Origin of the sequence: Enterobacter sp. V89_11, from assembly GCF_029967775.1 — a bacterium.
GTDB classification, from domain to species: Bacteria; Pseudomonadota; Gammaproteobacteria; order Enterobacterales; family Enterobacteriaceae; genus Enterobacter; species Enterobacter ludwigii.
Genome location: NZ_JASCAN010000014.1, coordinates 24,964 through 39,543, shown reverse-complemented (window position 1 = coordinate 39,543; position 14,580 = coordinate 24,964). Strand labels below are relative to the sequence as shown.

The 14,580-nt window shown below is 44.8% G+C and carries 13 protein-coding genes; 8 read left to right on the top strand and 5 right to left on the bottom strand.

Features of this window, described 5'->3' with window-relative positions:
* Positions 1-109: 109 nt before the first annotated feature.
* The 7 genes from galP to ruvX all read left to right on the top strand — a co-directional run bounded on the left by galP (position 110) and on the right by ruvX (position 5,699).
* Positions 110-1,507 (top strand): galactose/proton symporter, encoded by a 1,398-nt coding sequence (galP, locus tag QLG09_RS12160; protein WP_014171560.1) that lies wholly within the window; start codon positions 110-112, stop codon positions 1,505-1,507.
* Positions 1,508-1,565: 58 nt separating this feature from the next.
* Positions 1,566-2,063, top strand: coding sequence for a SprT family zinc-dependent metalloprotease (locus QLG09_RS12155; RefSeq protein ID WP_032670169.1), 498 nt, complete (start codon positions 1,566-1,568; stop codon positions 2,061-2,063).
* 94 nt (positions 2,064-2,157) lie between these two features.
* A complete protein-coding gene (gene endA, locus QLG09_RS12150; protein WP_020883698.1) occupies positions 2,158-2,865 on the top strand; it encodes a deoxyribonuclease I in 708 nt (235 codons plus the stop codon).
* A gap of 52 nt (positions 2,866-2,917) precedes the next feature.
* Positions 2,918-3,649, top strand: coding sequence for a 16S rRNA (uracil(1498)-N(3))-methyltransferase (rsmE, locus tag QLG09_RS12145; protein ID WP_020883697.1), 732 nt, complete (start codon positions 2,918-2,920; stop codon positions 3,647-3,649).
* Between the two features lie 39 nt (positions 3,650-3,688).
* Positions 3,689-4,636: a glutathione synthase gene (gshB, locus tag QLG09_RS12140; RefSeq protein ID WP_020883696.1), complete on the top strand. Its 948-nt coding sequence runs from the start codon at positions 3,689-3,691 to the stop codon at positions 4,634-4,636.
* Between the two features lie 86 nt (positions 4,637-4,722).
* Entirely contained in the window at positions 4,723-5,283 is a 561-nt protein-coding gene (locus tag QLG09_RS12135; protein ID WP_020883695.1) for a YqgE/AlgH family protein, read from the top strand.
* Positions 5,283-5,699, top strand: a complete 417-nt coding sequence (ruvX, locus tag QLG09_RS12130; RefSeq protein ID WP_014171567.1) for a Holliday junction resolvase RuvX — start codon at positions 5,283-5,285, stop codon at positions 5,697-5,699. The genes QLG09_RS12135 and ruvX overlap by 1 nt, the downstream gene beginning before the upstream one ends.
* On the opposite strand, the gene QLG09_RS12125 is transcribed toward ruvX, so the two are convergent.
* The gene (locus tag QLG09_RS12125) at positions 5,665-6,696 is read right to left on the bottom strand and encodes a type IV pilus twitching motility protein PilT (RefSeq protein ID WP_282488955.1); all 1,032 of its coding nucleotides are present in this window, start codon (positions 6,694-6,696) and stop codon (positions 5,665-5,667) included. The two genes, ruvX and QLG09_RS12125, sit on opposite strands and share 35 nt — an antisense overlap.
* Before the next feature lie 71 nt (positions 6,697-6,767).
* A complete protein-coding gene (locus QLG09_RS12120; RefSeq protein ID WP_214576652.1) occupies positions 6,768-7,343 on the bottom strand; it encodes a recombinase family protein in 576 nt (191 codons plus the stop codon).
* Positions 7,344-7,958: 615 nt separating this feature from the next.
* Here QLG09_RS12120 and QLG09_RS12115 point away from each other — a divergent pair.
* The gene (locus QLG09_RS12115; RefSeq protein ID WP_282488933.1) at positions 7,959-11,003 is read left to right on the top strand and encodes a metallophosphoesterase; all 3,045 of its coding nucleotides are present in this window, start codon (positions 7,959-7,961) and stop codon (positions 11,001-11,003) included.
* 66 nt (positions 11,004-11,069) lie between these two features.
* On the opposite strand, the gene QLG09_RS12110 is transcribed toward QLG09_RS12115, so the two are convergent.
* From QLG09_RS12110 to QLG09_RS12100, 3 genes are all read right to left on the bottom strand, one after another.
* On the bottom strand, positions 11,070-11,423 hold the full coding sequence (locus QLG09_RS12110; protein ID WP_214576647.1) for a hypothetical protein: 354 nt from the start codon (positions 11,421-11,423) through the stop codon (positions 11,070-11,072).
* Between the two features lie 11 nt (positions 11,424-11,434).
* On the bottom strand, positions 11,435-12,265 hold the full coding sequence (locus tag QLG09_RS12105) for a hypothetical protein (protein ID WP_214576645.1): 831 nt from the start codon (positions 12,263-12,265) through the stop codon (positions 11,435-11,437).
* Between the two features lie 794 nt (positions 12,266-13,059).
* Positions 13,060-14,499 (bottom strand): DEAD/DEAH box helicase family protein, encoded by a 1,440-nt coding sequence (locus QLG09_RS12100; RefSeq protein ID WP_221709567.1) that lies wholly within the window; start codon positions 14,497-14,499, stop codon positions 13,060-13,062.
* Between the last annotated feature and the right edge of the window lie 81 nt (positions 14,500-14,580).

The window sequence follows — 14,580 nt, the reverse complement described above, 5'->3', positions numbered from 1 at the left end:
TGCACACCAGTGTAACCGATTACACCAATGTGATTTATCTCACATATTTATACGGGTTGCTCACTTACCCTTAACATCGATAAAACTGATAACCCAACTGGAGGGCATAATGCCTGACAATAAAAAACAGGGGCGTACGTCCAATAAGGCGATGACATTTTTCGTCTGCTTCCTCGCCGCCCTGGCAGGATTACTTTTTGGCCTGGACATTGGCGTGATTGCCGGTGCGTTACCCTTTATCACTGAAGAGTTCCAGATAAGCGCTCACACCCAGGAGTGGGTAGTAAGTTCCATGATGTTTGGTGCGGCCGTGGGTGCCGTGGGCAGCGGCTGGCTCTCTTTCAGGCTAGGCCGCAAAAAGAGCCTGATGATCGGTGCAATCCTGTTTGTTGCAGGTTCTCTCTTCTCAGCAGCGGCTCCAAACGTTGAGGTATTGCTGCTTTCTCGCGTGCTGCTTGGTCTGGCCGTGGGTGTGGCGTCGTATACCGCCCCACTCTACCTCTCTGAAATCGCACCCGAGAAAATCCGTGGCAGTATGATTTCGATGTACCAGCTGATGATCACCATCGGCATCCTCGGAGCTTACCTTTCCGATACCGCGTTCAGCTACAGCGGCGCATGGCGCTGGATGCTTGGCGTGATCATTATCCCTGCCATTCTGCTGCTGATTGGCGTTTTCTTCCTGCCGGACAGCCCACGCTGGTTTGCAGCGAAGCGTCGTTTCGTCGATGCCGAGCGCGTGCTGCTGCGACTGCGCGATACCAGCGCGGAAGCGAAAAACGAACTGGAAGAGATCCGCGAGAGCCTGAAGGTAAAACAGTCAGGCTGGGCGCTGTTTAAAGAAAACAGCAACTTTCGTCGTGCGGTATTCCTGGGCGTGCTCCTGCAGGTGATGCAGCAGTTCACCGGGATGAACGTCATCATGTACTACGCGCCAAAAATCTTTGAACTGGCGGGGTATACCAACACCACCGAGCAGATGTGGGGGACCGTCATCGTTGGGCTGACCAATGTTCTGGCGACCTTTATTGCTATCGGTCTGGTGGACCGCTGGGGCCGTAAGCCAACCCTGACGCTGGGCTTCCTGGTGATGGCCGCCGGTATGGGTGTTCTCGGCACGATGATGCACGTGGGGATTCACTCTCCAACCGCCCAGTATTTCGCTGTGGGGATGCTGCTGATGTTTATCGTCGGGTTTGCGATGAGCGCCGGTCCGCTGATTTGGGTGCTGTGCTCTGAAATCCAGCCGCTGAAAGGGCGTGATTTCGGTATCACCTGCTCCACCGCGACCAACTGGATTGCCAACATGATTGTCGGTGCGACGTTCCTGACCATGCTCAATACGCTGGGCAACGCGAACACCTTCTGGGTCTACTCCGGCCTGAACATCTTCTTTATTGTTCTGACGCTGTGGCTGGTTCCTGAAACCAAACACGTGTCACTGGAACATATTGAACGTAACCTGATGAAAGGTCGTCCACTGCGCGAGATTGGCGCACACGACTAATTCTCTGGCGGGAGGTGCCTCTTGCACCTCCCCGCTTCGCGCTTTATGCTCTGCCCCTATGAAAGCACCCCGTCTCCCCATCGCCCTTCAGCAAGCCGTTATGCGCAGCCTGCGGGAAAAACTCGCCCAGGCCAACCTGAAACTCGGCCGGAATTACCCTGAGCCGAAACTCGTCTACCAACAGCGTGGCACGGCGGCGGGTACGGCGTGGCTCGAATCCTATGAGATCCGCCTGAACCCGGTGCTGATGCTGGAAAATCAGCAGGCGTTTATTGAGGAAGTGGTGCCGCACGAGCTGGCGCACCTGCTGGTATGGAAACACTTTGGCCGCGTGGCACCCCACGGCAAAGAGTGGAAGTGGATGATGGAAGCCGTGCTGGGCGTTCCGGCACGCAGAACCCATCAGTTTGAACTTGAGTCGGTACGCCGCAATACCTTCCCCTACCGCTGCCAGTGTCAGCAGCATCAGCTTACCGTTCGCCGTCATAATCGCGTGGTGCGCGGCGAGGCCACCTACCGTTGCGTCAAATGTGGTGAACCGCTGGTCGCGGAATAACCAACTGAACTTTCAGGAACTTTCCTGATCTGACTGATTGCATACAGGAACAACATTCGTTACGTTGCGGGCTCGTTTTGACACGGAGTGTAAGATGTCCCGTAATTTTTCTCTCGCGGTCGCTTTTCTGGCGACAGCACTCTCCGGCCAGGCTCTGGCCGACGGTATTAACAGTTTCTCCCAGGCAAAAGCGGCGGGCGTGAAGGTCAACGCGGATGTTCCCGGTGATTTTTATTGCGGCTGTAAGATTAACTGGCAGGGTAAAAAAGGGATCGTTGATCTCGAATCCTGCGGCTATAAAGTGCGTAAGAATGAAAACCGCGCCAGCCGCATCGAGTGGGAACACGTGGTGCCGGCATGGCAGTTTGGCCACCAGCGTCAGTGCTGGCAGGATGGCGGTCGTAAAAATTGCGCCAAAGATCCGGTCTATCGCCAGATGGAAAGCGATATGCACAACCTGCAACCCGCGGTTGGCGAGGTGAATGGCGATCGCGGCAACTTTATGTACAGCCAGTGGAACGGCGGAGAGGGTCAGTACGGCCAGTGCGGCATGAAAGTTGATTTTAAAGAGAAAGTCGCTGAGCCCCCGGCCCGCGCGCGCGGCAGTATCGCCCGCACCTATTTCTATATGCGTGACCGTTACGACCTCAACCTTTCCCGCCAGCAGACGCAGCTGTTCAACGCATGGGACAAGCAATATCCGGTGACGGAATGGGAATGCCAGCGTGACGCGCGCATCGCGAAAGTTCAGGGTAATCACAACCCTTACGTCCAGCGGGCTTGCCAGGCGCAAAAGAGCTAACCTACACTAGCGGCAATTCGCTTACACCGCATGACATATGGAATTTCTGACTATGCGCATTCCTCGCATCTACCACCCTGAGCTGATTACCGTCGGCCGCGAAATTGCCCTCTCTGACGATGCCGCCAACCATGTTGGTCGCGTACTGCGCATGGGAGCAGGACAAGCTATTCAGCTGTTTGATGGTTCGAATCAGGTTTTCGACGCGGAAATTACGCGTGCTGATAAAAAAAGCGTGCATGTAACGATATTGCGCGGCGAAGTGGATGACCGTGAATCTCCGCTGCACATACACCTGGGACAGGTGATGTCGCGCGGAGAAAAGATGGAATTCACCATCCAGAAATCCATTGAACTGGGTGTAAGCCTCATTACGCCACTTTTTTCTGAGCGCTGTGGCGTTAAACTGGATGCGGAACGTCTGAATAAAAAGATCCAGCAGTGGCAGAAAATTGCCATTGCTGCCTGTGAACAGAGTGGCCGCAACCGTATTCCGGAGATCCGCCCGGCGATGGATCTGGAGGACTGGTGTGCTGAAGAGGAAAGCGGGCTGAAGCTCAATCTCCATCCACGCGCCAGCGCCAGCATCAATACGCTGCCGCTACCCGTTGAACGTGTTCGCCTGCTGATTGGTCCGGAAGGCGGCTTGTCCGCTGACGAAATTGCCATGACGGCGCGTTACCAGTTTACTGATATTCTGTTGGGACCTCGCGTTCTGCGTACTGAGACAACGGCACTCACAGCCATTACCGCGCTACAGGTGCGTTTTGGCGATCTGGGTTAACGCTAAGCCTGAGCCCTCAGGCTTTTAACGGAGATGAAAATGATCAAGCTCGGCATCGTGATGGATCCCATCGCAAACATTAACATCAAGAAAGATTCCAGCTTCGCGATGCTGCTGGAAGCGCAGCGTCGCGGCTATGAACTCCACTACATGGAGATGAACGATCTTTACCTGATCAACGGTGAAGCCCGCGCACGCACCCGCATCGTTAACGTCGAGCAGAATTACGACAAATGGTATGAATTCGGCACCGAGCAGGATATTGCCCTTGCCGACCTCAATGTCATTCTGATGCGTAAAGATCCTCCGTTCGACACCGAATACATTTACTGCACCTATATCCTTGAGCGCGCGGAAGAGAAAGGAACGCTGATCGTCAACAAACCGCAGAGCCTGCGCGACTGTAACGAGAAACTCTACACCGCATGGTTCTCTGACCTGACGCCTGAAACGCTGGTGACCCGCAACAAGGCACAGCTGAAAGCGTTCTGGCAGAAACACGGCGACATCATCATGAAACCGCTGGACGGCATGGGTGGCGCATCTATTTTTCGCGTGAAAGAGAGCGACCCGAATATTGGGGTGATTGCCGAAACGCTGACCGAGCTGGGCACGCGTTACTGCATGGCACAAAACTACCTCCCGGCCATTAAAGATGGCGATAAACGCGTTCTGGTGGTGGATGGTGAACCGGTGCCGTATTGCCTCGCGCGTATCCCGCAGGGCGGCGAAACCCGCGGTAACCTCGCGGCAGGTGGTCGCGGTGAGCCGCGCCCGTTAAGTGAAAGCGACTGGGAAATTGCCCGCCGCGTTGGCCCGACACTGAAAGCCAAGGGCCTGATTTTTGTCGGCCTGGATATCATCGGCGATCGTCTGACCGAAGTGAACGTGACCAGCCCAACCTGTATTCGTGAAATCGAAGCGGAATTCCCGATTTCGATCACCGGAATGCTGATGGACGCCATCGAGAAACGTTTACAGAAATAACCTTTCAATACTATTAGTGACAGCACCCCGGTTTGTCCGCATACTGGGGCTGTCGCTTTTTAAACCAGGAAACAGTACCTCTGACAATGAATTTACAGCATCACTTTCTTATTGCCATGCCTGCTCTCCAGGATCCGATTTTTCGCCGCGCCGTGGTTTATATTTGTGAATACAATGAAGACGGCGCGATGGGCATTATCATCAACAAACCGCTGGAAAACCTGCAGGTTGAAGGGATTCTGGACAAGCTGAAAATTTCGGCTGAAGAGCGTCTGCCGGAAATCAGGCTTGATAAACCGGTGATGCTGGGCGGGCCACTCGCAGAGGATCGCGGTTTTATCCTTCATACACCGCCGGTCTTCTCTTCCAGTATTCGCATCTCTGACAACACCGTCATTACGACCTCTCGCGACGTGCTCGAAACGCTGGGTACCGCTGAGCAGCCGTCGGAAGTGCTGGTGGCCCTGGGCTACTCCTCCTGGGAGAAAGGCCAGCTTGAGCAAGAGATCCTCGATAACGCCTGGCTGACCGCGCCTGCGGACATGAACATTCTGTTTAAAACCCCTATTGCCGATCGCTGGCGTGACGCCGCGAAACTGATCGGCATTGATATCCTGACTATGCCTGGCGTAGCGGGGCATGCCTGATGAGCGGAACACTTCTGGCCTTCGATTTTGGCACCAAAAGCATAGGCGTCGCCGTGGGTCAGCGAATCACGGGTACCGCACGCCCGCTCACGGCCCTGAAGGCCAGTGACGGCACACCGGACTGGAACCTCATCGAGCGCCTGCTAAAAGAGTGGCAGCCGGATGACGTCATCGTTGGGTTACCGCTGAACATGGATGGCACTGAACAACCGCTTACCGCCCGAGCGCGTAAGTTCGCCAATAAAATCCATGGCCGCTTTGGCGTCTCCGTGAAGCTCCACGACGAGCGTCTGAGCACCGTTGAAGCACGTGCAGGTCTTTTTGAACACGGCGGCTTCAGGGCTCTCAACAAAGGCAGCGTTGACTCCGCGTCTGCTGTCATCATTCTCGAAAGCTATTTCGAACAGGGTTATTGAGCGCCGGGGCCTGGAGTTGCCCCTGCGCCCGTCTTTCAGCCAGGCTCTGGTCAAAGTTCTGCATCCCCGCCTGCTGGCCGGTTTGAATAATACCGGGCAATTGCCACGTTTTTCCTTCGCGAATGAGATTCGCCGCCGCCGGAGTATTCACCAGCAGCTCATAAAGCGCCACGCGCCCGCCCTGCGCATCGGGGAGGAGCTTTTGCGCCAGCACCGCCCGCAGGCTGCCGGCCAGCTGATTGCGCACCGGATCTTTCTCCTGCGCCGGAAACGTATCGACCAGCCGCTCAATCGCCTGCGCTGCACCGCGGGTATGCAGTGTCGCGAGCACCAGATGTCCGGTTTCCGCCGCCGTCAGCGCGAGGCGGATTGTTTCACTGTCGCGCAGCTCACCCAGCAGTATGACATCAGGATCCTGGCGTAACGCCCCGCGCAGCGCGTCAGCAAATGACGGGCTGTGTTGGCCAATCTCGCGCTGCTGGATCAGGCACCGTTCGCTCTGGTATAGAAACTCCACCGGGTCTTCGAGCGTCAGAATATGCCCGTCAGTATGGTGATTAAGAAAATCTACCATCGCTGCCAGCGTAGTGGACTTACCGCTGCCGGTTGCCCCGGTGACCAGGATCAACCCGTTGTCACTGGATAACAGCTCAGGAACAACCCGGGGCACCCCCAACGCGGAGAGTTGCGGGCAGACCCCGGGCAACAGCCGCAGCGTCATTGAGACGCCGCTTGTCTGTTTAAACGCGCTTCCGCGCAGGCGCTGATTGCCCGCCAGGGTGACGGCAAAATCCACCTGCCCGTTCGCCCACCACGTTCCCTGCTGTTCATCGTTGAGCCACGCTTTTAATAGCGTATCGACTTCGGGCGGCGGAAACGGTGCGGGTTCAAGCCGACCTGATCTGCGCCAGCGCGGTGGCGAATCACTGCACAGGTGTAGATCGGAGGCATTAAGGAAGTTAAGAACACTAAAGAACAAAAAGTCTCTTACATCAATATTCAGGGATATCGAAAGGATTCTGACAGCACTAAACTCTCAGAATCCTTTCCCTACCCACTTCCGCTATATCAGTTTTCTATACCACCAGTACTGGCAATCATTTCTTTTTTCACGCGAAACACTGTAGCCCTGCCACAATCACACAACTTTGCGATTTCGTCCGGTGTGTTCTTCCCGGCTTGAAGCATATCAATGATTTTACTGTGTAATTCCTTGTTCTTTTGCTTGCCTTTGTACTTCTTCGCCTCTTTAGCAATCGCAATCCCCTCATTGCGGCGTGATGCGATCATACCTCGCTCAAACTCAGCAACAGCCCCCATCATGGTTAGAATCAGGCGTGATTGTGGGGAGTTATCAAAACTCATTGAGTTAGCAAGAAATTGAACAGTGATCCCACGCTCAACGAGGTTATCAATCATTTCCAGCAAATCGCGGGTATTACGTGCGAGGCGATCAATGGAATGGGTAACAAGGGTGTCACCTTCGCGGAGGTGTGTAAGCAGGTTCAACAATTCAGGTCTTTCGCTGGTGGACTTTCCTGATTCCTTTTCAGTAACAATTTTGTCACAAATAGGTTCCAGTACTTTCAACTGACGCTCAAGATTCTGATCCTTTGTTGAGACTCTCGCATAACCAAAAATCATTTTCCTGCCCTCACTACTGATTAGTATCATTTTAATTAACTGAATGATACAGTATCATTAAAATCCATTCAACATATAAATGATACTAAACGAGACGCAAAAGCGGAGTATCACAAGGGACTACCTTAAAGAGAGCCCGTAATATTCACATTTGACATAAAATATACTCTCAAAAACAAACATGTAGTTTAATGCAATTGTCAAGCAAAAAATTACTTGTTAAGAAAAACTCGAATTTTTCCTTATTTAAACAACCCCTTAAATTTTAAAAGTTAAAATTAATTTGAAGTGCATAATTCACAATCAAATATCTAATTGATAAATAATGTAATTTAATAAGAGGAACTACTGGAATGGAAACCGTTTCTTATGCATTGATATTGAATTATTAGAAAACGACTTTATTTCTTTTGAAATTATTCCAATACGTTATCAAATTCAGCTTTTGATAAAGTGACAATTCTCTCTCCCTTTCGGAAAAAATGCATACCTCAAGAAAATCAAGTGGATTTTTCTTATAAATGCAAATATTATGTAGCATGTGATTACTTGTATTCGGCATTCAATTATATTCCGATTTAACAATAGTATTGTTATAAAGTTTCTGGAGACATTATGGATAATATTCTTTTTGTAAATTTTAGCGACATCCACTTATCTTTAAAAAACAAAGCCAATATTGAGAAAAAAATTGCTGCCCTCATTGAGGTCATAGAAATACAGAAAATATTGAAGCGAAAAGAATATGTTATTGTTTTAATATCTGGAGATATTGCCTTTAGCGGAAAAAAAGAAGAGTACGAAGCACTCTCAGAGTTATTCTGCATAATTAAAGAAAAATACTTTCTTATCATGTGCCCAGGAAATCATGATCATAATTTCAGCAATTACTCTGAAGTGGCAAGAAATGCAATGTTAGATATCTCTATAGATAAAATAGATGATGCAGCTATTGCTTTCGCAAGTTCTGGAATGGAATCTTATAAAATATTTGAAAAAGAATTCAGTAGTTTTGAACCCGTTGAAGAAACAGATCTTAGTAAAAGATATGAAATAGAGCTTTCATCTGAAAAATTTTCTATAGTTACCTTAAATACAGCTTGGTGCTCTAAGTTACATGAACGTGGAGGAGACATCAGTTTCCCTGAAAATAAAATCATAAAAAGCTCAGGGCCGTTAAACAGTATAATTATGTTCCATCACCCACTTTCTTGGTTTGAACCAAATAACAGTAAAGCTATCAGGAATATAATAAGAACAAATTATTCAATAGCCCTTACTGGACATGAGCATATAAGTGATTCTTTTAAAATAGACACTGAATCTTCAACAACTCTCATGATTGAGTCCTTACCTATTGATGATCATCATGTATCCGAAAATGGATTTATGACCTTCGAAATTGAAGGCAGTGATATACTTGTAAGCACATACATTTGGAATGGAACTACTTATGATGAGGGCCAGGTTTTTTTGAAAAGTGATGTAATTGAATTGAAAAAATCAATTGTATCAAACAACTTTGAAGTAAATAGAAAATTTCATGATTTCTTGCAAGAGCTTGGGGCTGAATATATACACCCATCATCAAAAAAACTAATGTTAGATGATATTTTTGTATATCCAAATATTCGTGATCTTTCTGACGATAAAGAACAAACAAGAAAGATGTCTTCCAATAAACTACTTAATAACAATGGGAATAGAATAATTTTAATTGGGGATGAGTTCTGCGGTAAAACTACAATATTAAAAAAATATTATCTCGACACTATTAAAAAAGAAAAACTTGTACTTTATTTAGATGGTAACATCATTAAAAAATCCAGTAAAAACACTACAAAATTACTAAATGATGCAATCACATCACAATACATGAATAGAACTTTAGCAGAGTTCATGACTTATAAGGCAGAAAAGACTCTATTAATAGACGATTTTCATGATATAAAAGGTGATGTTAACTCGTTACGTGAGTTCTTATCACCTTTCGAAAAAACATTCGATAAAATAATCATCACTCTTAGCGATAGCTGTAAATTTGCAGGAACTGATATAATTGAACAAAGTCCTTTTTCATCGGATTATAAACAATATCAAATATTAAAATTTGGTTTTAGATTAAGATATGAATTAGCAAACCGCTGGAATATGCTCAAAGAAACATGTGTTGAAGAAAGAGCTGCATTAATACATGAAAATGATTCATCTACAAAGATGATTAACACTATTATTGGGAAAAATTATATTCCTTCGACTCCTTTCTTTTTATTAACGATGCTTCAATCAATTGATAATGAGCAATCATCCGATCTTAAAACAAGCTCCTATGGATATTATTATCAGTTCCTTATTACAAGTAGTTTAGGAAGTGCTTCTGTTCGCAAAGAACAATTAGATGAAATATTTAATTACATAACTGAACTTGCATACTATTTCTATAAAAATAAAACGGAAGAAGATAGCAAGGATAACTTATGGAATTTTAATAATAAATTTTGTGCTGAGTATGGTGTGCAACTTGATTTTGGTGAGCGTTTCAATCTTTTGGTAAAAGCAAAAATAATGGAAATAGTCGAGCCAAATAATTATAAATTCAAATATAACTATGTTTATTATTTCTTTATCGCCAAATACTTTTCGGACCATCTGAGAGAGGCAGAAGTTGTTGAAGAGATAAAAAAAGCGGCCTCGAGCTTACATTTAAAACAAAGCATGAACATTTTAATGTTCCTGACACATCATTCCAAGGATCAATTCATCTTAGATCTTATAACTGATCAAGCAAAGTTGTTATTTAGCAAATTTGAACCTGCGACTATAGATTTAGATACTGAATTTATTAATAGTATTGTTGATAATCTTCCTGAGGTTTCCTTTATTCAAAAAGACAGACTTGAATTTAGAAGAGAAGTCGAAGATTCAAAGGATATCAGAAGTGAACAAATTGACTCAGAGAAAAATAATGATGAACCCGACGATAACGATCAAAGGGATAGTAATGCAGTATATGAGGGAATTGATCTGAATCTTGAGTTAAATTTAACTGTTAAATCTTTGGAATTATTGGGACAATTATCAAGGAATTATTATGGTTCATTAAAAATTGTTCAAAAAGAATTACTCTTAGATGAGGCAATAAATGCACCACTAAGATCATTAAACTTTTTGCTAAGTTCAGCTCGTGACGAACCGGAAAAAACAATTGAAACCCTTGAGCAAAAAATAAATGAAGTTTTGGCAGGTAAAAAGAGCTCTACTTCTTCTGAAGTTCGTGCTTTAGCTCGTAAAATTCTTTTCAGAATGCTGTTTACTATTACTTATTCTATTGTATCAAAGATCGCATCTTCAATTGGCAGCACTCACTTACAACCGGTTATTGACAAGGTATGTGATAATAAAAACAGCGACGCTGGTAAACTTATTAAGCTTGCAAGTATTTTAGAGGTAGGCCAAACCATATCTATAGAAGAGTTAAAAAAATTAAATGGTAGCTTAAGTAAAAACAGCCTTTCAAAATTATTAGTGAAAGCATTAGTAGTAAATTACTTATATATGTTCGAACGTCCAAATAAGCAAGTTCAACAAATCTGTGCAGCTGTAGACATAAAATATGATGCAATATCTAAAGAAATTGGATTTCAAAAAATAAACAAATAATCGTAAGATCTTCCACCATTTGCATTGTTCGAGAACTTTAAAGCAGCGAATGGTGGAAGTTTAATGTTAAGTTCTATCAAGCACCATATATGCTGGCTGACACATGCTGCCCCGTTCTTGCAACCAGTAGTAGTCAAGATCGGCAACCCTGTCATTCAACCCTGCATCCACGCGGTTGATCTGTATCCGTAGTCCTATTGTATCTTTGTAGGACAGACCTGATTTAACAATGTATTTGTATTTAACCCCGCGTTCCTCTTCAAATGACTTTAGATAAGGCGTCATTTGTTCCTGAATTTCCTTTAAGCAAACAACTTCGTTATTAAAAGCAAATGGTTTTTCTATTTTCCCATCAGGTACAGCAGCTATTGTATTAAAAGTACTGATAAACAGAAGTGCCGCAATAGCAGTAATTTTCACTTTAACTTTCCTTATTGTAGATCAACGCTGAATACTTCACCAGTATCAGCATTATAGGTACAGGAGTACCGAATGTTTTTAAACGCACCAAACCCGTTTTGAGCCTGTGCTCTGTGCCCGTAAAGAGTCACTAATTTTCTGTCTTTATCGAACCAACTTGAGGATGAGAATTTTAGTTCAGTAACTCCATCCGTCCATTTAAAATCGTACTTTGCAGAATCTTCGACAGCTTTTTCACATACATAATTCCCTCGTTCATGTTTCAATATATAGCATTCAGGATTATCACTACGTATGCATTCCATCTCTTCCTCTTTTGCTTTTTGTTCCTTCTCCGCTGCAAGTGCGGCATCATTAGCGGCTTTTACTTCAGCTTTAGATTTCTGTTCTGCCAGGTACTTTGCGTAATCTGTAGTATTGGTAATATTATTTTCCCGGGCGTGAGAAAACTCTCTGCCGTCCTTAAAACCGAGTTTATGTGCTCTCGCTTCATCACTTGAGGAACGGGCTGTACTTGCAATGATAGCAAGTCCGATGATCAGTACAGGAACCGTATAATTATTAACGAGTTTATAGGGTAAGTACTTAGCCCGGAGAGTACCGAAACCCAAAACAGCCCAGCCTATCGCGGCAGTACTTGCCAGTAGCTGGCACAATCCAGCAACGGAAAGCATTACTACCGACCAGAAGCCAGTACCAGCGGCGAAGAAATCACCAAACTTTTCCAGTGCCGCCAGACAAAGAAAAATGCCCCAAAATCCATAGATTATCAGTTGTACAACTCTCACAGTCTTATCACTCCCGTTAGCTTCTTTCAGACCAAAAGTACGGACTGAAATCATCCGTTTTCAAGCTCTCAAGAGTAACACGGACACTCAATTTTGATCGATATTAACGATCAATAATCAATAAACTGATCGTTACTACCTATCAATATCTATTAATTCAATACAAATCAATAGGTAAAAACGATCAAGGGGATTCGTAGAACATGAAAAAGGCTTTATATCTGATTTCAATACAGGGAGTACTGGCGATTCCATCACGTAAACGCTCTTAAAGCGTCGCCACGGTGTTTTATGGGGTTTTGTACATTTAGGTATATCAGCAATGAACACCGCGTTCAGGGGCTTACTGTGCGTTTTGTCGGAAACACCATCATGGAACGGGATTGATCGGATTGGGTTCGCTTCGCTCAGAGCAGTACTGACAGGACTTTTCCAGTAACTGAAACAGCAGACACCCCACTAAGTACACAAAGGAATCATTAGTATAATAAGTAATGAAATAACAATCAGTTATGTACTAACTGACAAAAAAACGCGATTGGTTCGCTCTGCCAGTGACTGAAAGGAACGAAGCAGTAGAACCGAATCCAGCGAACAGTACACGCAAAGCGGGTGCTGTTTCAATGTTTTATCTATATAAACAATTGGATAGCTATCAAGTACTCACTGCGTGAGCACTCTCACTAACTACCCGAAACAGTTCGCTTGCTTCGCCGCTCCTGCTTTCAGGTAGTTAATTCGCTTTTGCTCGTTGTGATGTCTGAAATTTATTACCTAAAGACTTTATAAGGTATTATTTTTCGGACATTTATTGGTTTTATGATGGTATTTCTGACAAAGAAGCGGGACTATTTCTGTTTCTTTTGTACTGCTTTTTCGTACTTCTCGTACATGGCGTCCCTTTCCTCAGGACTGAGATCTTCGTTAGTAGGACTGGCAAGAAACGCCCTGAACGCTTCTAACTCAAGCCCTGGATATCTGCCTTTCCAGCGGAGGAAACGCTTTGCTTTAGTGCCATCAAGAGTGAAACGATTTTCCTTGTTCATTGAGCCTTGCGGCCTGCCTCTCTGCCCTTGCTCGTCATCATCAATACCGAGATCTATGTACTCAATATTGTCAGTAAGAGATCTGGCCTGCCATTCATCAAAAACATAAACGGTTTGCGTTTCAGTACTGTCAAAATTCCTCGAAATCCCTCGTAGTACGAACTGGTGTAAACTTTCGTACTCCCTCGCTACGTGTATCTCCTCGCCGTTAATCTCAAAGAACAATTCACATTGTTTAGCTTCTGTTTCAGAGGGACGCATACAAGCCAACCAGACGCACGTCATGAGGTGTTGGTACTGGTTAAATCCTCTGGCATCCGGGCTGATCTCTGTGCCGTTCTTGAGGCTCTGAGAGTCGCTTTTGTTCTTCGTCCAGTAGAAATCTTGCCCGCCAAGTTTGGCATCGAGGAAATCGTATATTCTTTGTACTTTATCAGGGTTGTTAGTTTTCCATGTCTTTGATAGCTTGTTATTTTTTGAGAAGTAATAAACCCTTAATCTGTCTTTGAGTGCTGTTTTTCGTGTTAGTAATCCTTCAAGTTTAGTACTTTCAAAGAGTTCTTTATTGCCTTTATAAATTAATGATTTTTCAAAATTAGCACCGAGAAAAGTGATTGATACGTCTTTATACTTATTGAGATCTTTCCATGCGGTGATATTAAGTTGTTCCTTTTCCGCATCAGTAAAGTACTCATTATTCATTATAAAAAGATCATTATCATGCAATACTGAAAGTTGATTTAAAATGTTCTTTCCTATATCGCCCTTTACTTCTGGATTTCTTTCAGCAGCAATATACATATTTCTGTCATCTAATAACTGTACTTTATGGATTAAAACATTACGGATAACGTTTTTTATCTCAGGACTCCCTTCATTTATATTCTGGAAAGAGTGAAAATTAGTCACGTCGTCAATATAAACATTCCAGTTAGATAACAATTCACGCGGGATTTTGAAAAATGTTTTATCTGTTATGAGTAATGTTTTATTACTTCCAGATGAAAGAAATTCAATAACTGAACTAATAACGCTTTCATCTTTGAGTACTGTATCTGTAATAATGGACTTGCAATTAGTAATTTGCTTTTCTGTCTGCTTAATAAGTTCTTGAGTGTTCTGTACTACAATATATTTTTCAGTACTATTATTGATTATATTGCATATAGCTGTTGTTTTGCCTGAACCACACTCAGCAGATACGTACTTAAATTTGTTATAAATAGGTGTAGGATTAATCATTTGCACACGCTCCATATTGATTAATTTAGAAAGGCCGATTCGTTCCAGTGAGTCGGCCTTTCGTCGTTTTAGTTATTAGTA